The sequence below is a fragment of the Methylobacterium sp. FF17 genome, assembly GCF_025813715.1.
GTDB lineage: Bacteria > Pseudomonadota > Alphaproteobacteria > Rhizobiales > Beijerinckiaceae > Methylobacterium > Methylobacterium flocculans.
The window spans coordinates 1,518,449-1,539,087 of record NZ_CP107532.1; the positions used below are offsets into that span (position 1 = coordinate 1,518,449).

Annotated in this window: 19 protein-coding genes; 8 read left to right on the forward strand and 11 right to left on the reverse strand. The window is 71.4% G+C overall.

Features of this window, described 5'->3' with window-relative positions; translation table 11 throughout:
• Window positions 1-154 precede the first annotated feature (154 nt).
• The 4 genes from OF380_RS07010 (at window position 155) to OF380_RS07025 (ending at window position 4,286) form a co-directional block, all read left to right on the forward strand.
• Window positions 155-1,387 carry an MFS transporter gene (locus OF380_RS07010; RefSeq protein ID WP_264051221.1) on the forward strand — a complete coding sequence of 411 codons (1,233 nt, stop codon included), beginning with the start codon at window positions 155-157 and terminating at the stop codon, window positions 1,385-1,387.
• A gap of 215 nt (window positions 1,388-1,602) precedes the next feature.
• Window positions 1,603-2,826, forward strand: coding sequence for a CaiB/BaiF CoA transferase family protein (locus OF380_RS07015; protein WP_264050053.1), 1,224 nt, complete (start codon window positions 1,603-1,605; stop codon window positions 2,824-2,826).
• A complete protein-coding gene (locus OF380_RS07020; protein ID WP_264050054.1) occupies window positions 2,823-3,608 on the forward strand; it encodes an enoyl-CoA hydratase in 786 nt (261 codons plus the stop codon). Before OF380_RS07015 ends, OF380_RS07020 begins: the two co-directional genes overlap by 4 nt.
• Window positions 3,609-3,758: 150 nt before the next feature.
• Window positions 3,759-4,286 carry a gamma carbonic anhydrase family protein gene (locus tag OF380_RS07025; protein ID WP_264050055.1) on the forward strand — a complete coding sequence of 176 codons (528 nt, stop codon included), beginning with the start codon at window positions 3,759-3,761 and terminating at the stop codon, window positions 4,284-4,286.
• 18 nt (window positions 4,287-4,304) lie between these two features.
• Here OF380_RS07025 and OF380_RS07030 read toward each other — a convergent pair whose 3' ends face one another.
• The 9 genes from OF380_RS07030 to OF380_RS07070 all read right to left on the reverse strand — a co-directional run bounded on the left by OF380_RS07030 (window position 4,305) and on the right by OF380_RS07070 (window position 13,461).
• Complete coding sequence (locus OF380_RS07030; protein ID WP_264050056.1) at window positions 4,305-5,084, reverse strand: FadR/GntR family transcriptional regulator; 780 nt, start codon at window positions 5,082-5,084, stop codon at window positions 4,305-4,307.
• Window positions 5,084-6,583, reverse strand: a complete 1,500-nt coding sequence (locus OF380_RS07035) for a M81 family metallopeptidase (RefSeq protein ID WP_264050057.1) — start codon at window positions 6,581-6,583, stop codon at window positions 5,084-5,086. The genes OF380_RS07030 and OF380_RS07035 overlap by 1 nt, the downstream gene beginning before the upstream one ends.
• Window positions 6,584-6,593: 10 nt before the next feature.
• Complete coding sequence (locus tag OF380_RS07040) at window positions 6,594-7,877, reverse strand: Zn-dependent hydrolase (RefSeq protein WP_264050058.1); 1,284 nt, start codon at window positions 7,875-7,877, stop codon at window positions 6,594-6,596.
• 29 nt (window positions 7,878-7,906) lie between these two features.
• On the reverse strand, window positions 7,907-8,617 hold the full coding sequence (locus tag OF380_RS07045) for an ABC transporter ATP-binding protein (RefSeq protein WP_264050060.1): 711 nt from the start codon (window positions 8,615-8,617) through the stop codon (window positions 7,907-7,909).
• Window positions 8,614-9,384 (reverse strand): ABC transporter ATP-binding protein, encoded by a 771-nt coding sequence (locus tag OF380_RS07050; RefSeq protein WP_264050061.1) that lies wholly within the window; start codon window positions 9,382-9,384, stop codon window positions 8,614-8,616. Before OF380_RS07050 ends, OF380_RS07045 begins: the two co-directional genes overlap by 4 nt.
• Window positions 9,381-10,445 (reverse strand): branched-chain amino acid ABC transporter permease, encoded by a 1,065-nt coding sequence (locus OF380_RS07055; RefSeq protein WP_264050062.1) that lies wholly within the window; start codon window positions 10,443-10,445, stop codon window positions 9,381-9,383. Before OF380_RS07055 ends, OF380_RS07050 begins: the two co-directional genes overlap by 4 nt.
• A 13-nt stretch (window positions 10,446-10,458) precedes the next feature.
• Complete coding sequence (locus OF380_RS07060) at window positions 10,459-11,313, reverse strand: branched-chain amino acid ABC transporter permease (RefSeq protein WP_264050063.1); 855 nt, start codon at window positions 11,311-11,313, stop codon at window positions 10,459-10,461.
• Window positions 11,314-11,526: 213 nt separating this feature from the next.
• Window positions 11,527-12,744, reverse strand: a complete 1,218-nt coding sequence (locus OF380_RS07065; RefSeq protein ID WP_264050064.1) for an ABC transporter substrate-binding protein — start codon at window positions 12,742-12,744, stop codon at window positions 11,527-11,529.
• A gap of 168 nt (window positions 12,745-12,912) precedes the next feature.
• Complete coding sequence (locus tag OF380_RS07070; protein ID WP_264050065.1) at window positions 12,913-13,461, reverse strand: cupin domain-containing protein; 549 nt, start codon at window positions 13,459-13,461, stop codon at window positions 12,913-12,915.
• A gap of 151 nt (window positions 13,462-13,612) precedes the next feature.
• On the opposite strand from OF380_RS07070, the gene OF380_RS07075 reads away from it, so the two are divergent.
• Complete coding sequence (locus tag OF380_RS07075) at window positions 13,613-14,950, forward strand: aspartate aminotransferase family protein (RefSeq protein WP_264050066.1); 1,338 nt, start codon at window positions 13,613-13,615, stop codon at window positions 14,948-14,950.
• Window positions 14,951-14,983: 33 nt separating this feature from the next.
• Window positions 14,984-16,483: a CoA-acylating methylmalonate-semialdehyde dehydrogenase gene (locus tag OF380_RS07080; RefSeq protein ID WP_264050067.1), complete on the forward strand. Its 1,500-nt coding sequence runs from the start codon at window positions 14,984-14,986 to the stop codon at window positions 16,481-16,483.
• A gap of 57 nt (window positions 16,484-16,540) precedes the next feature.
• On the opposite strand, the gene OF380_RS07085 is transcribed toward OF380_RS07080, so the two are convergent.
• Window positions 16,541-17,020, reverse strand: coding sequence for a DUF4188 domain-containing protein (locus tag OF380_RS07085; protein WP_264050068.1), 480 nt, complete (start codon window positions 17,018-17,020; stop codon window positions 16,541-16,543).
• Between the two features lie 73 nt (window positions 17,021-17,093).
• Between OF380_RS07085 and OF380_RS07090 the strand changes: the two genes are divergently transcribed.
• Both OF380_RS07090 and OF380_RS07095 read left to right on the forward strand, forming a co-directional pair.
• Entirely contained in the window at window positions 17,094-17,636 is a 543-nt protein-coding gene (locus OF380_RS07090) for a TetR/AcrR family transcriptional regulator (RefSeq protein WP_264050069.1), read from the forward strand.
• 442 nt (window positions 17,637-18,078) lie between these two features.
• A complete protein-coding gene (locus tag OF380_RS07095) occupies window positions 18,079-18,555 on the forward strand; it encodes a VOC family protein (RefSeq protein ID WP_264050070.1) in 477 nt (158 codons plus the stop codon).
• 596 nt (window positions 18,556-19,151) lie between these two features.
• Here the strand turns inward: OF380_RS07095 and lpdA are convergent.
• A complete protein-coding gene (gene lpdA, locus OF380_RS07100) occupies window positions 19,152-20,552 on the reverse strand; it encodes a dihydrolipoyl dehydrogenase (RefSeq protein WP_264050071.1) in 1,401 nt (466 codons plus the stop codon).
• Window positions 20,553-20,639 lie beyond the last annotated feature (87 nt).

Here is a 20,639-nt window from a genome sequence, read left to right on the forward strand (position 1 = left end):
CCCGATGACGCCAGCAAATGGACGCGTCTCCGCGTCGCTCCCTGACCAGAATCCTCTTGCTCCAAATCCTCTGGCCCAAAATCCCCTGGCCAAAAGTCCAGCGGCCAAAAATCCCTTCTCGGCATCGAACAGGGTGCTGTTCCTGCTCTGCCTGATGTACTTCGTGACCTATCTCGACCGGGTGAACATCGCCACGGCCGGCGGCGAGATCATGAAGGATCTCGGGATGTCGAACACCCAGTTCGGCCTGATCCTCTCCGCCTTCGCCTACCCCTACGCCATCTTCCAAGTCATCGGCGGCTCGGTGGGCGACAAGTTCGGGGCGCGGCGCACGCTCCTCGTCTGCGGCCTGATCTGGGCCTCGGCGACGATCCTGACGGGGCTCGTCGGCGGGCTCATCAGCCTGTTCCTCGCCCGCGTGCTGCTGGGCTTCGGCGAGGGCGCGACCTTCCCCACCGCCACCCGCGCCATGCAGAACTGGACGGCGCCGGGCAAGCGCGGCTTCGCGCAAGGCATCACCCACGCCTTCGCGCGGTTCGGCAACGCGGTGGCGCCGCCGATCGTGGCCTTCCTGATCTATCAGGTCGGCTGGCGCCTCGGCTTCGTCATCCTCGGCGTCGCGAGCTTCTCCTGGGTCGTGGTCTGGTACGCCTATTTCCGCGACGATCCGAAGGACCATCCGGCGATCACGCCCGAGGAACTCGCGGTGCTGCCCGAGGCGAGCAAGGTCGGCGCCAAGCAGAACATCCCCTGGGGCCGCCTGACCCGGCGCATGCTGCCGGTGACGCTGACCTACTTCTGCTACGGCTGGACCCTGTGGCTGTTCCTCGGCTGGCTGCCGAGCTTCTTCAAGCTCAACTACGGGCTCGATCTGAAGAACTCGGCCCTGTTCGCCTCGGGCGTGTTCTTCGCCGGCGTGGTGGGCGACACCCTCGGCGGCGTGTTCAGCGACCGCATCCTGAAGCGCACGGGCAACCTCAAGCTCGCCCGCCTCAGCGTCATCGTGGTCGGCTTCCTCGGCGCGGCGGCGAGCCTCACCGGCGTGTTCTTCACCCGCGACCTGACCCTGGTGGCGCTGCTGCTCAGCTCGGGCTTCTTCTTCGCCGAACTGGTCATCGGCCCGATCTGGTCGGTGCCCATGGACATCGCGCCGAAGTATTCGGGCACGGCCTCGGGGCTGATGAACACCGGCTCGGCGGTGGCGGCGATCATCTCGCCGATCGTGTTCGGCATGATCGTCGATGCCACGGGCTCCTGGACCCTGCCCTTCGTCGGCTCCGTCGGCCTCTGCCTGCTCGGCGCGGGCCTCGCCTTCACCATGCACCCGGAGCGCCCCTTCGCCGAAGAGCCGGAGGTGCCGCTGGGACGGGTGGTTCCGGCGGAGTAGCGGGCCGCGCGGGCCCCTCTCCTTCGGGAAAGCCAGAAGGTGAGGTGTGCGATCCGTTCGGAGATGGACCACACCTCACCCCCGCCCTCTCCCGAGGGAGAGGAAGCCGCCGAGTGCCTCGCACGGAGGTGGATCGATCTTCCACGGACGAGGCGCCTGCGCCCACCCGACCACCGCCCCACCGGATGCCCAGCAACCCACAGGAACCCGGCACGATGGACGAACCCGTGCACGACGAAACCCGTCCCCTCCCCCTGTCCGGCCTGCGCGTCCTCGACGTGACGCAGGTAATGGCGGGGCCGGTCTGCAGCATGCTGCTGGCCGATCTCGGGGCCGACGTCATCAAGGTCGAGCCGCCGGGCACCGGCGACCAGACCCGGGGCGCCATGGGGTTCAAGATGAAGGGGCCCGATAGCATGGGCTTCCTCAACATGAACCGGAACAAGCGCAGCCTCGCCCTGAACCTGAAGAACCCGGCCGGGCGCGACGTCCTCCTCGACATGGCGGAGCGCGCCGACATCCTGGTGGAGAACTACCGCCCCGGCGTGATGGCCCGCCTCGGCCTCGGCTACGAGGCGATGCGCGCGCGCAACCCGGGCCTGATCTACGCCAGCATCTCGGGCTTCGGCCAGACCGGCCCCTGGGCCAAGCGCCCCGGCTACGACCTCATGGCCCAGGCCATGTCCGGGGTGATGAGCGTCACCGGCCATCCCGGCGGGCCGCCGGTGAAGGCCGGCGTGCCGGTGGCCGATATCGGCTGCGCCCTGTTCGCGGTCTACGGTATCCTGAGCGCCTATATCGGCCGGCAGGCCAGCGGCGAGGGCCAGTACATCGACGCCTCGCTGTTCGATTCGGCGCTGGCCTTCTCGATCTGGGACATCTCCGAATACTGGGGCACCGGCCGGGTGCCGGAGCCGCTCGGCACCGCCAACCGCATGAGCGCGCCCTACCAGGCCGTGCGGGCGGCGGACGGCTACTTCGTGATGGGGGCGACCAACGGGAAGCTCTGGCGCCTGCTCTGCGACGTGCTCGGCCGCGAGGACCTGCTGGCCGATGCCCGCTTCCTCGACATCGCCGGCCGGCTGGCCAACCGCGAGGCGCTGATCGCCGAACTCGAGGCGAGCTTCGCGGCCAAGGACGCGGAGACCTGGGTGACCGAACTGCTGGCCGCCGGGATCCCGGCGGGCCGCATGAACACCTATCCCGAGGCCTTCGAGAGCGCGCATGGCCGGCACCGTGAGATGCGGATCGAGGTGCCGCACCCGCACGAGGGCAGCGTGCCGAATATCGGCTTCCCGGTGAAGCTCTCGGGCACGCCCGCCCGGGCCCGACGGCACGCGCCGCTGCTTGGCGAACATTCGGAGGAGGTCCTGTCCGAATTCGGGCTCTCGGCGGAGGCCATCGCGCGCCTCGCCCGCGACGGAGCCTTCGCGGCATGAGCGCCCCCGCCGAGGACGGCGCGGTCCATACCCGCGTGGCGGGGGGCATCGCCCACATCACCTTCGACCGCCCGCAGGCGCGCAACGCCATGACCTTCGCCATGTACGAGGCGCTGGCCGCCGGGCTGGCGCGCATCGAGGCCGACCCGTCCGTGCGCGTGGCCGTGCTGCGGGGAGCGGGCGGCCAGGCCTTCGTGGCGGGCACCGACATCGAGCAGTTCGTCGGCTTCACGGGCGCGGACGGCGTCGCCTACGAGGCGCGCATCGACGCCTACGTCGCGGCCCTGGAGGGGTGCCGCGTGCCCACCGTCGCGGTGGTCGAGGGCTTCGCGGTCGGCGGCGGGCTCGCCATCGCCAATGCCTGCGACATCCGGATCGCGCAGGCCGGCGCGCGCTTCGGCGTGCCCATCGCCCGGACCCTCGGCAACTGCCTCTCGCCCGCCAACCTGCGCCGCCTCTCGGCCACGCTCGGCCCGAGCGTCGTCGCCCGCATGCTGCTGCTCGCCGAGATGCCGACCGCCGAGACCCTGGCGCCGCTGGGCTACCTCGCGGCGATCGCCGAGCCCGAGGCCCTCGAGGCCGAGGTCGAACGGACCTGCGCGCGGCTGCTCGGCCATGCCCCCGTGACGATGCGGGTGACCCGCGCCATGCTGCGCCGCCTCGCCCTCGACCCGGGGGCCGAGGCCCCCGACCTCATCGCGGACTGCTACGGCAGCCGGGACTTCGCCGCCGGCGTGGAGGCCTTCCTCGCCAAACGCCCGGCCGCCTGGACGGGCACCTGATCCGAAGTTTTGCTGGAGCCTGACCGAAGATCAGGCTCGGGGAGATCCGGCGGACGACCGCCGCCGCGCCGTCGCGCGGGCAGGCCCGATCGTCGCCGTTCGGGCAAGCCCCGCAGGACACCCTGGACGAAATCCGGGAAGGACCCCCGCATGACCCTCTACGCCCTCGGCCCCCACCACCCGCGACTGGCCGATCCGGACCGCGCCTGGATCGCGCCCGGCGCGCACGTGATCGGGCAGGTCCATCTCGGCCTCGACGTGAGCATCTGGTTCGGGGCGGTGCTGCGGGGGGACAACGACACGATCCGCCTCGGCGACCGCTGCAACGTCCAGGACGGGGCGGTGCTGCACGCCGACCCGGGCTTTCCCCTCGATCTGGGCGACGACGTCACGGTCGGGCACCGCGCCATCGTGCATGGCTGCACCGTCGGGGCCGGCACCCTGGTGGGGATGGGCGCCACGATCCTCAACGGCGCCCGCATCGGGCGCGGCTGCCTCGTCGGCGCGGGCGCCCTCGTGACCGAGGGCAAGGACTTTCCCGACCACAGCCTCATCGTCGGCGCGCCGGCGCGGGTGGTGCGCACCCTCGACGCGGAGGCGCTGGCCCGGCTCGCGCGCACGGCCGAGAGCTACGTCGCCAACGGCCGGCGCTTCGCGGCGGACCTGCGGGCGTCGTAACGCCCCCGTCCGCCGCCCCTACTCGGCGGCGCGGGCGCCGGGCGCGCGCGCGCTCAGGAGGTCCGTGCGGAACTTGGCGTCGAGGCGCTGCATGAAGTGCTCGGCGCAGCACATGTGCGCGTGCATCTCGGCGCGCACCGCCTCCGCGTCCTCGGCCCGGAAGGCCCGGACCAGGGCGCGGTGGCTCGCGAGGTTGTGGGCCCCGAAGGCCTCGTGCTCGGTCAGGCTCTCGCTGCGGAACTCCACGAGGTCGCGCAGCAGGCTGTTGAGGAAGCGGCACATGAAGGCGAGGAGCGGGTTGTCGCTGGCGTCGCAGAGGATGTCGTGGAAATCGACCTCGGCGATGCGGCCGGTCCCGCGCGGCCCCGCCGCCTCCGGGGCTGCGCAGGCCGCGATGTTGGCCTCCAGGCGCGCGAAGGCGGCCTCGTCCAGGCGCCCGACCACGCTGACCCCGAGCTGGACCTCCAGGCTGCGGCGCAGGGCGTAGACCTGGGCGAAATCGAGGGCCTGGAAGTGCAGGAAGCGGCGCAGCTGCTGCGCGGCGGCCTCCACCGGGATCGGGCGGATCTCCGGGCCGCCCTGGGGGCCGGACTGCATCGTCACCAGTCCCTGCACCTCCAGGGACTTCAGGGCCTCGCGGATCGTGCCCTTGGCGCAGCCGTAGTGCCGCATCAGCGCGGCCTCGTTCGGCAGGCGGTCGCCGGGGGCGAGGCGCTCGCGGGCGATGCGGCGGTAGAGATCCTCGGCGATCTGGTCCGAGAGCTTGATCCGCCGCAGCGGGGCGGGGCGCGTGCCCATCACGGCGTCCAGGCCGCGTCGGGGTCGAGGGGGAAGGCCGGGCGGGCGAGCTTCCGGAACGGGAACAGCGCGTAGTCGGAGCTGGTGACGCCCCGGCTCGCGCATTCCACCACCGCGCGGGCGATGGGCTCGAAGACGGGCCGGCAATACATCCGCGACTTCAGGATCAGCACGCGGGCGCCGGCCGGGTCGAGCCCGAGCGACGTGAACACGGCGAGATCCCAGGGCTCGTGCGGCTGCTCGGAAACGAGGATGCGGGCGGCGCCCGTGTCGATCACCGCCGCCCGGCCCATGCCGCAGCGCTGGCCCGTATAGGTCGGCCCGGTGATGACGTAGTCGCCGTCGCCGAGGGCCGCCACCGTCCCGCTCACCGCGAGGGGGGCCCGGGGCGGGAAGCCCGGCAGGGGCACGCGGTTGCCGAGGTCGATCGCGACCCGGGCGCCCAGTCCGGCCGCGTGCAGGGCCGCGACGGCCTCGGGGTCGCAGATCGGGCCGGCGACGAGGCCGTCCATCCCGGCCTCCAGCGCGGCGGCGAGCACGTCCATCACGTCGCAGGTGCCCCCCGACATGCAGTTGTCGCCGTGGTCGAGGAGGAGGACGGGGCCGTCGCCCGGCCCGGCGAGGGCGGCCCCGGCCGCCGCGAGGGAATCCGCCAGCGGCGCCTCGGCGTAGACGAAGCTGTCCCGGGCGGCCCACAGGCCCTGCGCGAGGTCGGCGGCGGCCCGGTCGGCGGCCGCCTGGGTCTCCGCCGTGACGGTCACCGAGACGCCCGCCTCGGACAGGTCCGCCAGCGAGAAGCCGCCGAAGATCGTCGCGGCGAGGACGCCGGGGCGGGCTTCCGCCGCCGCCGCCGCCCGGACGGCATCCCGCATCGGGCCCGGCACGCGGGTGTCCATGCGCAGCGTGTGGGCGAGCATCGGCGGGTGGATCCAGGCCCGGGCCGGCGCCAGCCCCTCGTCCAGCATGCGCCCGACGATGCCGGCGACGCGCTCGCCCGTCTCGGCCATGTCCACGTGCGGATAGGTCTTGAAGCCCGCGAGCGCGTCGCAATGGGCCACCATCCGTTGCGTGACGTTGCCGTGCAGGTCGAGGGCGACCCCCAGGGGAACGCCGGGCGCCAGGGCCCGGACGCGGGCGAGCAGCTCGCCCTCGCCGTCGTCGTGGCTCTCGGTCACCATCGCCCCGTGCAGGTCGAGGAGGATGGCGTCGCAGCCGGGCCGGATCGCATCGAGGATCGCGCTGCAGAGGACCTCGAAGGCGGCGTCCGCCACGGGGCCGCTCGGGTTGGCATGCGCCGTCACCGGGACCGCGACGGTGGCGCCCCGCGCCTGCGCGAACCGGATGAAGGCGCCGAGCGCCGTGGTGGCGTCCTGCCCCGCCGCCAGCGCGTCCGCCCCCCAGAGGGGGTTGAAGGCGGCGAGCGGGGTCGCCAGCGGCGAGAAGGTGTTGGTCTCGTGGTTCACCCGGGCGGTGACGATGCGCATGGGGGTGCCTTTCACGGGAGCCGGATCAAGCCGCGGGGGTGTGGCGGGCATCGTAGTCGAGCACCGCGTCGAGGAGCACCTGCGCGCCCGCCGCGCATTCGGCCGGGGCGGTGGCTTCCGCCGGGTTGTGGCTGAGGCCCCCGGCGCTCGGCACGAACACCATGGTGGTGGGCACGAGCCCCGCCACGTGCGCCGCGTCGTGCCCGGCCCCCGAGACCATGTCGCGGGTGATGTGGCCGCCCTTCTCGGCGGCGCGCCGCACGGCGGCGATGCACTCGGGGTCGAAGGCGACGGGGGCGGTCCGGGAAATGATCTCGAGGCGGCCGTCGAGGGCGAGCCCGACGGTGACGCGGTCGAGGGCGTCGCGCAGGGCGGCCTCCATGGCGTCGAGCACGGCCTCCTGCGGGTGGCGCAGGTCCACGGTGAGGAAGACCCGGCCGGGGATGACGTTGTTGGAGTTCGGGCTCACCGTGAGGTGACCCACGGTACCGACCGCGTCGGGGGCATGCGCGTGGGCGGCGGCATCCACCGCCTCCACCAGCCGGGCGGCGCCGAGCAGCGCGTTGCGGCGCAGCGCCATCGGGGTCGAGCCCGTATGGGCGGACTGGCCCTCCAGGGTCACCTCGTACCAGCGCATGCCCTGCACGCCCTGCACCACGCCGATGGCGGCCCCGTGCGCCTCCAGGATCGGCCCCTGCTCGATGTGGAGCTCGAACATCGCCCCGAACGGCACCGCGCCCGGCGCCACCTCGCCGCGATAGCCGATGGCGTCCAGCGCCGCGCCGAAGCGCGTCCCGGCGGAATCCTCGCGGGCCTCGGCCCAGTCGCTCCCGTAGATGCCCGCATAGACGCCCGAGCCCAGCATGGCGGGGGCGAAGCGCGCGCCCTCCTCGTTGGTCCAGTTCACCAGGAGGAGCGGCGCTTCCGTGACGTAGCCGGCCCCGTCGAGGGTCCGCAGGACCTCCAGGCCCGCGAGCACGCCCAGCACCCCGTCGAACTTGCCCCCCGTGGGCTGGGTGTCGAGGTGGCTGCCGAGGGCGATGGGCTTCGCGTGCGGGTTCCGGCCGGGGCGCAGGGCGAACATGTTGCCGACCGCGTCCACCGTGAGGGTGCAGCCCAGCGCCTCGACCTGCGTCCGCAGCCAGTCGCGCACCCGGCGGTCGTCGTCGCTCAGGGTCAGGCGGGCGATGCCGCCGTCCGGCGTGCCGCCGATGGCGGCGGTCTCGGTCAGGCTGTCCCAGAGACGCCCGGCGTCGATGGCGAGGTTCGACAGGGAGCCGGAGTTCGACGGGGTGGCGGAATTCGACATGGGGTTCCCGGTGCTCACGCTGTGAAGTCTCACGCGGCCTTGACGCCGAGGTAGCGGTCGCGGGCCGCGTCGTCGGCGATGAAGTCGGCATTGCCGGCCGCGTAGGCGACGCGGCCGAGTTCGAGGATGTAGTGGCGGTCGGCGAGCGCGGTGCAGACGGCGAGGTTCTGCTCCACCAGCAGGATCGGCACGCCCGCCGCCCGGATGGCGCGGATCTGCGCCACGATCTCCTCCACGATGACGGGGGCGAGGCCCTCCACCGGCTCGTCGAGCATGAGCAGCTTGGGCCCGCTCAGGAGCGCCCGGGCGATCGACAGCATCTGCTGCTCGCCGCCCGAGAGCTGGGCGCCCCCGTTGCGGCGGCGCTCCTCCAGGCGCGGGAACATCGCGAAGATGTCCCGGCGGCTCCAGGGCGAGCCCCGGCGCTCGGCGATGGCGAGGTTCTCCTCGACGCTGAGCAGGCTGAAGATGCCGCGATCCTCCGGCACCAGGGTGAGGCCCGCCCGCGCGATGCGGTGGGCGGGCCAGCCGGCCACATCCGTGCCCTGGAAGCGCACGCGGCCCCCGCGCGGGGTCAGGAGCCCGCACACGGCCTTGAGCGTCGAGGTCTTGCCGGCGCCGTTGCGGCCGAGCAGGCAGACGATCTCGCCGGACCGCACCTCCAGGCTGACGCCCTGGAGGATGTGGCTCTTGCCGTAATAGCCGTGGACGTCCTCCAGGCCGAGGGCGGGCGCGCTCACGATGCGAGGTCCCCGGTGATCATGTTGCCGAGATAGGCCCGGCGCACCTCGGGATCGTCGCGGACCTGCGCCGGCGGCCCCTCCACCAGCACGCGGCCCGCGCGCATCACCGTCACGGTGTCGGAGATGTTCATGACGATCCCCATGTTGTGCTCGATGAACAGCACGGTGTGGTCGCGGCCGAGATCGCGGATCAGCGCCTTCATCGCGGCGATGTCGTCGATGCCCATGCCGGAGGTCGGCTCGTCGAGGAGGATGACCTTGGGGGCCGCCGCCATCGCCATGCCGACTTCGAGCCGGCGCTGCTGGCCGTGCGAGAGTTCGCCCGCCGCGCGCAGCGCCACGCGGGTGAGGTCGAGGCGCTCCAGCATCGCTTCCGCCGTCGCCAGCGCCGGCGTGTTGGCCTCGGCCCGGCGCCAGGGGGCGAGCGCCTGCCAGGGCGTCTTGCCCTGTGCCGCCAGCCGCAGGTTCTCGCGGACGCTCAGCGTCGGGAACAGGCTGGTGACCTGGAACGAACGGGCCAGACCGAGGCGCACGCGCTCGTGGTCGGAGGTCCGGGTGATGTCCCGGCCATCGAGGGTGATCCGCCCGGCGGAGGGCGCGACGCGCCCGGTCAGCGCGTGGAACAGGGTGGTCTTGCCGGCCCCGTTCGGGCCGATGATGGAGTGGACGCTGTTTGGCGGGATGCGCAGGGTCACGTCCTGGAGCGCGACGAAGCTGCCGTAGCGCACGCCGAGCGCGTCGGTGGCGAGGATGGGCGCGGTCATCGGGTCGTCCCCGGGGTCGGCCGGACGGTCGCCACGGGATCGGGATGGGCCTGCTGCCCGCGCGATCCCGGAAGATCGGACGCCACGACGGGCCGGTCGGGAGCCGGGTCGTCGGGCGGCGGCGCCCGCGTCACCAGGGCGACGGCGCGCTCGATCAGGCCCCAGAGGCCGCGCTGCAGGAACAGCGTGATGACGATGAGGAGGAGCCCGAGCGCCAGGAGCCAGCGCGGCCAGATCGCCGAGAGGGCGTCGGCGGCGAGCAGGTAGGCCCCGGCGCCCAGCAGCGAGGCGAACAGGTTCGCGCTGCCGCCGATGATCGTCATGATCAGCAGGGTCTCGCTGGTGTGGTAGTCGATGTTGGAGAGCGGCGCGACGCCGATCAGCATGGCGTGGAGCGCCCCCGCGAGGGCCGTGACCGCGCCCGAGATCGCGAAGGCCGCGACCTTGAAGGCCCGCACCGGATAGCCGATGGCGCCGGCCCGGCCCTCGTTGTCGCGGATCGCGAGCAGGGTCCGCCCGAAGGTCGAGAGGGCGACCCGCTGCAGGACGGCGAAGAGGCACAGGAAGAGCACCGCGACGTAGGCGTAGTAGGTCCACGGATCGGCGAGGCGGGCGCCGGCCAGCGACGGGCGCGGGATGTCGAGGAGGCCGTTGTCGCCCCCCGTGAGCCCGCTGAACGTGTAGGCCAGGAAGTAGAACATCTGCGAGAAGGCGAGCGTCAGCATCACGAAGTAGACGCCCTGCCGCCGGATCGAGACCCAGCCCACCAGGGCCGCCACCAGGGCGCCGACCCCGAGGGCGAGCAGCAGCATCACGGGCGCCGGCAGGCCGGCGCGGACGAGGCCGAGGCCGGCGACGTAGCTGCCGAGGCCGAAGAAGATGCCCTGGCCGAAGGACAGGAGGCCGGTATAGCCGAGCAGCAGGTTGCAGGCGGCGACCGCCAGCCCGAAGATCAGGATCTCGCTGGCCAGCGTGCCGGAGCGCATGGCGAGCGGCAGGATCAGGACGGCGGCGGCCGCGAGGCCGAACTGGACGAGGGGCCGGTCGAGGAGCGGGATCATCGGATGCGTCCCCTCAGGCCCGGCCGAACAGGCCGCGCGGCATCGCCATGATGATGCCGGCCATGCCGAGATAGATGACGAGGCGGGCGCCCTCGGGCCAGAGCGTCGCCATCAGGCTCTGGGCGATGCCGACCAGGATGCCGGCGGCGAGCGCCCCCGCGTAGCTGCCCATGCCGCCGATCACCACCACCACGAAGGCGATGCCGAGCGCCTCGACGCCCATGAAGGGCTCGACGCCCCGGATGGGCGCGGCGAGCGCGCCCGCCAGCCCCGCGAGCCCGGCGCCGAGGGCGAACACGGCGGTGTTGATGCGCAGGGTGTCGTAGCCGAGCAGCGCCATGTTCGACGGGGATTCCGAGCCCGCCCGCACGATGGCGCCGAGGCGCGTCCGGTCGAGGAGCCACCACAGGCCGGCGGCGAGGATCGCCGTGAAGCCGATCACGAAGAGCCGGTATTCCGGATAGACGAAGTCGCCGAGGATCATGACGCCGCTGAGTTCGTCGGGGGGCGCGACGTTCCCGCCGAGCGGCCCCCAGACGATGATGACGAGTTCCTGCACCACCAGGGCGAGGCCCACCGTCACCAGGATGTGGAAGGTGTGGGGCAGCTTGTAGACCCGGCGCAGGAGCACCCGCTCGGTGAGCCCCGCCACGCCGGCCACCACCAGGGCGGCGAGCGGCATCGCCACCCAGAAGCTCAGGCCCCGCTCGACGCCCTCGTAGGCGAGGTAGGCGCCGAGCAGGTAGAACGCCCCGTGGGCGAAGTTCACGAATTGCAGCAGCCCGAAGATGATGCTCAGGCCCACCGCCAGCAGGAAGTAGAGCATCCCGAGGCCGAGACCGTTCAGGATCTGGAACAGGTAGGTCACGGGGTCTCCGGGTCGCGTGTGCCTGGCGCGGGGTCGCTCCGACGCGTTCCCCCCTCCCCCTTGCGGGGAGGGGACGGGGGTGGGGGTGGTTCGGCGACCCTCAACCCGCCGGGGCTGGCGGAGCCACCCCCACCTCCAACGCCTCCCCGCAAGCTCGACGGATCGCGGGCAGGCCCGGGATCCGCCGGGGCGGAGGGCCGCGGCGCGCGGTCCTCACGCCATCTTGCAGCCGGCGGCCTCGGGCGAGAGGAACGACTTGCCGGAGTGGATCACCTGCGCGAAGTCGTCCTTGTCCGCCATGGCGGACTTCGCCTTGCCCTTGAGCAGGTAGTAGTCCTTGATGACCTGATGGTCGGCGGCGCGGATCTCCTCCTGGCCCGTCAGGCCGGAATACTGCATCCCCTCGAGGGCCTTGATCACGGCGGGCCCCTCGGCGCTGCCGGCCTTCGCGGCCGCGTCGAGCAGGAGCTTGGTGATCTGGTAGGAGCCGGCGAAGGAATAGTTCGGCGTCATCCTGGCAGTCTCGCGGACCTTGGCGACCAGCGCCTTGTTCAGGGGCGAATCGATGCCGTGCCAGTACTGCGCGCCGAAATACACGCCCTCGCAGAGGTCGGGCCCCAGCGCCTCGAACTGCTCCAGGCCCGAGGCCCAGGCGAGCACGATGGTCATGCGCTTCTTGAGGCCGAAGCTCACCGCCTGGCGCAGGGCATCCGAGGATTGCGAGCCGAAGTTGAGGAGCAGGAGCACGTCGGGCTTCGTCGCGATGGCGTTGGTGAGGTAGCCGCTGAACTCCTTCTCGGCGAGCGAGTGGTAGCTGTTGCCCACGTGCTCGATGCCCTTCTCCTGGAACACCGCCTTGGCGGCACTGAGCAGGCCCTCGCCGAACACGTATTGCGGGGTGATCGTGTACCAGCGCTTGGCGTTCGGCATCTGCTCGATGAGCGGCCGCACGGTCTGCGCGATGGCGCCGAAGGTCGGCACCGTCCAGCGGAAGGTGCCCCGGTTGCAGTCGGAGCCGGTGATCTCGTCGGCGCCCGCCGTGGTGATGAAGACGCCGTCGCCCTTGGTGACCTCCTTGCCCATCACCAGAGCCTCGGAGGAGAGGATGCCGCCGGCGAACAGCCGGGTGCCCTGCGCCATCGCCTCCTGCACCTTGCGGGCGGCCGGGGCCGGCTTGCCCTCGGTGTCGATGTCCGCGACGGTGACCGGGCGCCCGAGCACGTTGCCGGCCTCCCGCGCGGCGAAGGCCGCCCCGAGGGTGGCGAACTTGCCGTTGGCGGCGAACGCTCCGGAGATCGGCAGGGGCGCGCCGATGACGAGGGGGCCGTCCGCCGCCCGGGCACCGCGCAGGAGGCCCGGAAGCGGGACGCCGGTGGCCGCCAGCGCGCCGGCCGCCAGGGATCCTTTGAGAAACGTCCGACGATCCCGCATGCCACCGCTCCCTGTCGCCGATTTCAGCGAACCATCCGATTGATACGCATAGAATGTTGCTTGCGCGGATCCGTCAAGCGGAGAAGTTTCTGCTGCACTGCACTTGAGCGAAGGCTGCTTTTTCGTGCGGATGCTGCCCGGATCGTGGGCAGACCTCGCTTGCCCCCGTCAGAACGTCGGCGGGGTGCAGGCGCTGACCACCTCGCAGGCCACCGGGCCGACGCAGCGGAAGCGGTGGGGGCGGCGGCTCTCGAAGGAATAGGCGTCGCCGGGGCCCAGGATGCGGCGCTCGTCGTCCACCGTCACCTCCAGGCGCCCGCACAGGATGATCCCGCCCTCCTCGCCCTCGTGGACCAGGGGCACGCGGCCGGTGTCGGAGCCGGGCTCGTAGCGCTCCTTGAGGAGTTGCAGGCCGCGCCCGAACAGGTTGTCGCCCACCTGCCGGTAGGAGATCGGCCCCTTGCCGATCTCGGTGAGTTCGTCCGCCCGGTAGAAGACCTTGCGCGGACGCTCCGGCTCCACCGCGAAGAACTCGGACAGCCCGATCGGGATGCCGTCGAGGATGCGCTTGAGGGCGCCGACGGAGGGGTTCACGCCGTTCGACTCGATGAGCGAGATCGTCGAGTTCGGCACGCCGGTGCGCTTGGCGAGGGCGCGCTGGGAGAAGCCGTGCAGGCTCCGCACGTAGCGCAGCCGCGCGCCGAGATCGATGCTCATGGGGCCCGCCGCTGTTAGGGATGTTCAGGATCCGCCAACATTGTCCATGTCCGCGCAAGCATTTCAAGCACATGGCGCGGGGAAGAAAAGGACTTGTTCGGGCCCCGCAATCGGCGCCTCCTTGCCGCCCATCGCCCCCCGGAGACGAGCCATGGACCCCCACGCCACCGCGAACGCGCCCGGCCTCGACGCCTATTGGATGCCGTTCACGGCCAACCGGCAGTTCAAGGCCGCCCCCCGCCTGCTCGCCTCGGCGAAGGGCATGCACTACACCGCCACCGACGGGCGCAGCGTCCTCGACGGCACCGCCGGCCTCTGGTGCGTGAATGCCGGGCACGGGCGCCAGGGCATCGCTTCGGCCGTGGAGCGCCAGCTCACCACCCTCGACTTCGCCCCCTCCTTCCAGATGGGCCACCCGGCGGCGTTCGACTTCGCCGAGCGGCTGGCCGCCATCGCGCCGGGCGGCCCGGAGGCCGGCCTCGACCGGGTGTTCTTCACCGGCTCCGGCTCCGAATCGGTGGACACCGCCCTCAAGATCGCGCTCGCCTACCAGCGCGCCATCGGCCAGGGCACGCGCACGAAGCTGATCGGGCGCGAGCGCGGCTATCACGGCGTCGGCTTCGGCGGCATCTCGGTGGGCGGCCTCGTCAACAACCGCCGCGTCTTCCCGCTGCTGCCGGGCGTCGACCACCTGCGCCACACCCACGACCCCGCGCGCAACGCCTTCTCGAAGGGCCTGCCCGCGCACGGGGCGGAGCTGGCCGACGACCTCGAGCGCCTCGTGGCGCTGCACGGGGCCGAGACCATCGCGGCCTGCATCGTCGAGCCGGTGGCCGGCTCCACCGGCGTGCTGCTGCCGCCGCAGGGCTACCTGGAGCGCCTGCGCGAGGCCTGCGACCGCCACGGCATCCTGCTGATCTTCGACGAGGTCATCACCGGGTTCGGCCGCCTCGGCACCCCCTTCGCCACCGATTATTTCGGCGTGGTCCCGGACCTCGTCACCGCCGCCAAGGGCCTCACCAACGGCACGCTGCCGATGGGCGCGGTGTTCTGCAAGCGCAGCATCCACGACGCCCTGATGCATGGCCCCGAGGCCGTGATCGAGCTGTTCCACGGCTACACCTATTCGGGCCACCCGGTGGCCTGCGCCGCGGGGCTCGCCACCCTCGACATCTACGCGGCCGAGGGCCTGCTCACCCGGGGCGCGGATCTAGCCGACGATTGGGCCACCGCCATGCACGACCTGCGCGGCGCGCCGAACGTCATCGACATCCGCACCATCGGCCTCGTCGCCGGCATCGAGCTCGCCCCCCGGCCGGGGGCCCCGGGTGCGCGGGCCTACGACGTCTTCGTCGATTGCTTCGAGCGCGGCCTGCTCGTGCGCGTCACCGGCGACATCGTCGCCCTGTCGCCGCCGCTGATCGTGGAGCGCGAGCAGATCGACACCATGGCGTCGATCCTCGGCGACGCCATCGCCCGCGCCGCCTGACGTCTCACGCGTTCCCGTTCCCAGGATTTCTTAATGACGACCGCGATTTCCCACTACATCGGCGGCCAGCGTGCCGCCGGCACGGCCACGCGCACCGCGCCCGTCTTCAACCCGGCCACCGGCGAGGAGACCGGCCGGGTCGCGCTGGCCAACGCGGCCGACGTGAACGCGGCCGTCGCCTCGGCCAAGTCGGTCGCCCGCGACTGGGCCCTGACCACCCCCCTGCGCCGCGCCCGCATCCTCAACGCCTTCCTGCGCATCGCCGAGGCGCGCACCGACGAACTCGCCGCGCTCATCACCGCCGAGCACGGCAAGGTGCTCTCCGATGCCAAGGGCGAGATCCAGCGCGGGCTGGAGGTGGTGGAGTTCGCCACCGGCATCCCGCAGCTCCTCAAGGGCGAGGTCACGGAGAATGTGGGCACCCGCGTCGACAGCCATTCCCTGCGCCAGCCGCTGGGCGTGGTGGCCGGCATCACGCCGTTCAACTTCCCCGCCATGGTGCCGATGTGGATGTTTCCCGTCGCACTCGCCTGCGGCAACTGCTTCATCCTGAAGCCCTCCGAGCGCGACCCCTCGACGGCCCTGCTGATCGCGGCGTGGCTGAAGGAAGCCGGGCTGCCCGACGGCGTGTTCCAGGTCGTGCAGGGCGACAAAGAGGCGGTGGACGCCCTCCTGCACCATCCCGACATCGCGGCGGTGAGCTTCGTCGGCTCGACCCCGATCGCCCGGTATATCTACGCGACCGCCACCGCCAACGGAAAGCGTGCGCAGGCGCTGGGGGGCGCCAAGAACCACATGATCGTCATGCCCGACGCCGACATGGATCAGGCGGTGGACGCGCTGATGGGGGCGGCCTACGGCTCGGCCGGCGAGCGCTGCATGGCGATCTCGGTGGTCGTGCCGGTGGGCGAGGCCACCGCCGACGCCCTGGTCGCCAAGCTGATCCCGAAGGTGCGCGCCCTCAAGGTCGGCCCCGGCACCGACCCGGAGGCCGAGATGGGCCCCCTCGTCACCAAGGTCCACCGCGACAAGGTCAGCGGCTACATCGATGCGGGCGTGGCCGAGGGCGCCGCGTTGCTGGTGGACGGGCGCGGCCTCAAGCTCCAGGGCTACGAGAACGGCTACTTCCTCGGCGGCTCGCTGTTCGACCGGGTCACGCCGGAGATGTCGATCTACAAGGAGGAGATCTTCGGGCCCGTGCTCGCGGTCACGCGGGCGCCCGACTACGCCACGGCCGCCCGGCTCATCAACGCGCACGAGTTCGGCAACGGCACCGCGATCTTCACCCGCGACGGCGATGCGGCCCGCGAGTTCGCGCACGGGATCGAGGTCGGCATGGTGGGCATCAACGTGCCGATCCCGGTGCCGATGGCGTTCCACTCCTTCGGCGGCTGGAAGGCCTCGCTGTTCGGCGATCACCACATGCACGGCCCCGAGGGCGTGCGCTTCTACACCCGCCTCAAGACCATCACCACCCGCTGGCCCACCGGCATCCGCGCCGGCGCCGACTTCGTCATGCCGACCATGGAGTAAGCCTCCCTCAAGCCGCGCGGGCGCTCCCTTAACCGGAGCGTCTCGCGGCAGCGCCCCTCAGCCGGGCTGCGCGCGGCCCTGGGCGTCGCCCTCGAGGCGGGCGCGGCTGGACATGAAGGAGCCGACCGGCTTGCGGATCGGCGCGAAGGTGCCGAAGCCGGTGCGCTCCGGCAGCCCGACATAGATCGCCTCGAATCCGCCGCGGGCCCGGTAGGTCTCGTGCCAGAAGCCGCAATTGCGCGAGTCCTTGAGGAACGACGACCACCAGGCCGCATGCGGATTCTGGCGCGTGAATCCCTCGAGGCTGTCCAGATCGCGCCAGTACTGGCGGATGCCGACGTGATTCCAGCCGAACAGACAGGACTGGTTCGCCAGGAGACCGTCCGGCGGGTCGCGCTGGATCGCCGCCAGGCCGCGGCCGACGTCGCGCAGGGCCAGCAGGGCGCGCGGGCTCCTGACCTTGAACCCGAGGAGCACGACGATCAGGTCGGGGAAACCCGACAGGTCGACGGTCTCCCGCTCAGGCTTGCGTTGCATCGCATACTCCCAATGGCTTACAGTGTAAGCGTAGTTGCTTTTGTGTACGTTGTAAACGGAAAGTACGGCACGCATGGTGCGCGAACGGGCCGATCTTCGTGAGGCGCTGATCCGCGAAGCGATCGTCCTGCTCGGCGCGGGCGAGACGGACCTCAGCCTGCGCAGCGTCGCGCGGGCGGCCGGTGTCTCGGCGATGGCACCGTACCGGCATTTCTCCGACAAGGCCGCCTTGCTGGGCGCGGTGGCCGCGCAGGGTTTCGCCGAGTTGCGCCAGGACCTGGAACGCGCGGATGCGGGGGCGGACGCGGCTGACGCGCTCGTGGACCAGGGGCTCGCCTACATCGCATTCGCGCAGCGCCGGCCCAGCCTGTTCCGCCTGATGTTCGCAAGCGCGGACCTGGCCTGCATCCCCCACGAAGCGGGTCGCGGGGCTTACGAGATCCTGGCGCGGCGGGTCGCGGGCGTCGCGCCGCATCTCGGCGACCTCGGGTCGCTCGCCTGCTGGGGGATGGTGCACGGGCTCGCGACATTGCGGCTCGACCGGAGGATCGACGCCGAGCCCGAAGACCTCCGCGCCGCGCTGGTGCTTCTGACGCAGGCCTTTGCGAAGCGCTGATCCGGCCGGCTGCGATCTTTGAGGCTGCGATCCGGCTGCTCGCTTCGGGGCCGCGCCTCCAGCGCGGTGTCTCCGGATCCCGGGCTCCGCTGCGCGGCCCCGGAGTGACGGGGTGCTGCAAGTGGGTTTTCAACCAGCAGGTCCGTCTCGGCGATCGTCCTCGTCCGAACGAGAGGGAGCCCCGAATCCGTCGTCTCGGCCTTGCGATCCCGTCAAGCAGAAGCTGAACGAAGCGGCGATTCCTGTGTCTGGCCCAGCGCCCATGCGGCTTCCTCGACCGCCGCGGTGCGCATGGCGAAGCGAGCGTCATCCGCGCGCTGCCCGCTGGATCGATCGAGGCCCTTTGCAGCCTGGAGGCCCGATGCTTGGATGGAGCGGGGCGCGGAATCGGCGCCCGCGCGGACGCCGCCCGCTCGTCGGCGGCGTCGGAGGGAGAGACGCCATGGTCGCCAGGAACACCATCTGCCTCTGGTACGAGACGGACGCCGAGGCGGCCGCCCGCTTCTACGTCGCGACATTCCCCGACAGCGCGATGGGGGCCGTCCATCGGGCGCCGGCCGATTACCCGTCCGGAAAGGCGGGCGACGTGCTGACCGTCGCCTTCACGGTCGCGGGCATCCCCTGCATCGGCCTGAACGGCGGCCCCGCCTTCCGGCACAGCGAGGCCTTCTCGTTCCAGATCGCGACGGATGATCAGGCGGAGACGGACCGCCTGTGGGACGCGATCGTCGGCCATGGCGGGCAGGAAAGCGCCTGCGGCTGGTGCAAGGATCGCTGGGGCCTCTCGTGGCAGATCACGCCGCGGGCGCTCACCGACGCGCTGGCGGCCGGGGGCGCGGAGGCGCAACGCGCCTTCACGGCCATGATGACCATGCGCAAGATCGACATCGCAGCCATCGAGGCGGCCCGTCGCGGGTGATGCGCGGATGGGCCGGCGCCGGCTGAACCGCCCGTCCCTGCGAAAGGGAGGGCTGATGCCGGATTCGATCGCTTCGGGGCCGCGCCCGCAGCGCGCTCCCTCTGCTTCGGGAGACGCGTGAGGCGCGTGACCTCTCCGGAGATGGACCACACCTCACCCCAACCCTCTCCCGAAGGAGAGGGAGCGCGGTCGTGCTTCACGACCGAGCCGAGATGGTCGTCTCCCGGAAGGTTCTCGCCGCTCCACCTCTGGAGAAACCCGCGGGTCCCCTCTCCTTCGGGAGAGGGACAGGGTGAGGTGCGTGACCTCTCCGGAAATGGACCACACCTCACCCCAACCCTCTCCTTTCAGGAGAGGGAGCGCGGTCGTGCTTCACGACCGAGCCGAGATGGTCGTCTCCCGGAAGGTTCTCGTCGCCAGAGCTTTCGAGGAACCCGCGGGTCCCCTCTCCTGGCAGGAGAGGGACAGGGTGAGGTGCGTGACCTCCCCGGCGATGAACCGCACCTCAACCCAACGCACTTCCGAAGGAGACAGGCGTGCCGTCCTTCGACCGATCTCCGGCGACGCGACCGCCGGAGGGTTTCGCGTCAGTGCGATCAGATGTGGATCGCGCGCTTGCCCACCGCCAGCGCGGCTTCCTTGACCGCCTCGGTGAGCGTCGGGTGCGCATGGCAGGTGCGGGCGACGTCCTCGGCGCTGGCCCCGAACTCCATCGCCACCGCGACTTCGGCGATGAGGTTGCCCGCATCCGCCCCGACGATGTGCACGCCGAGGACCCGGTCGGTCTTGGCATCGGCCAGGATCTTCACGAAGCCGTCGGTGGTGTGGTTGACCTTGGCGCGGCCGTTGGCGGTGAAGGGGAATTTCCCGGAATTGTAGGTGATCCCGTCCTTCTTCAGCTCCTCCTCGGTCTTTCCGACCGAGGCGACCTCCGGGTAGGTGTAGACCACGTTCGGGATCACGCCGTAATTCACGTGGCCCGACTGGCCGGCCAGCAGTTCGGCCACCGCCACGCCCTCGTCCTCGGCCTTGTGGGCCAGCATCGGCCCGGCGATGACGTCGCCGATGGCGTAGATGCCGGTGACGTTGGTGGCGTAGTGGCTGTCCGTCTGGATGCGGCCCTTGTTGTCGAGGCCGACGCCCACCGTCTCAAGCCCGAGACCTTCGGTGTAGGGCACCCGGCCAATGGCCACGAGCACCACGTCGGCGGACAGCGTCTCGGCCTCGCCCCCGGCGGCGGGTTCGACCGTGACGGTGGCGGCGCCGTCCTTGACCTCGACGCCCGTGACCTTGGACGAGAGCTTGAACTGGACGCCCTGCTTGCCGAGGATGCGCTGGAACTGCTTACCGACCTCGCCGTCCATGCCCGGCAGGATCCGGTCGAGATACTCGACCACGGTGACCTCGGAGCCGAGGCGGCGCCAGACCGAGCCGAGTTCGAGGCCGATGACGCCGGCACCGATGATGAGGAGCTTGCCCGGCACCTTCTCCAATGCGAGGGCGCCCGTGGAGGAGACCACGATGGTCTCGTCGATGGTGACGCCGGGAAGCTTGGTGACGTCCGAGCCCGTGGCGATGACGACGTTCTTCGTCTCCAGGAGCTGGTTGCCGCCGTCCTCCGACAGCACCTCGACCCGGCCGGCGCCCGCCAGCCGCGCGGTGCCGCGATACGCGTCGATGCCGTTCTTCTTGAGCAGGAACTCGACGCCCTTGGTGTTGCCGTCGACGCCGTCCTGCTTGAACGTCATCATCTTCTTGAGGTCGAGTTCGGGCGCGTTCACGATCACGCCCATGTCGGCGAAGTGCTTGCCCGCCTCCTCGAAGGCCTCGGACGCGTGCAGCAGCGCCTTCGAGGGAATACAGCCGACATTGAGGCAGGTGCCCCCATGGGTCGCCCGCTTCTCCACCACGGCGGTCTTCAGGCCGAGCTGGGCGGCGCGGATGGCGCAGACATAGCCGCCGGGGCCGGTGCCGATGACGACGAGATCGTAGGACATGGAAATCTGACTCGCTGAATTGGGCGGCGGGTCATGCCCCACCATCGATGGACGAAGCGCGCGGAAGCGTCCGGCCGCGCGGGTCGC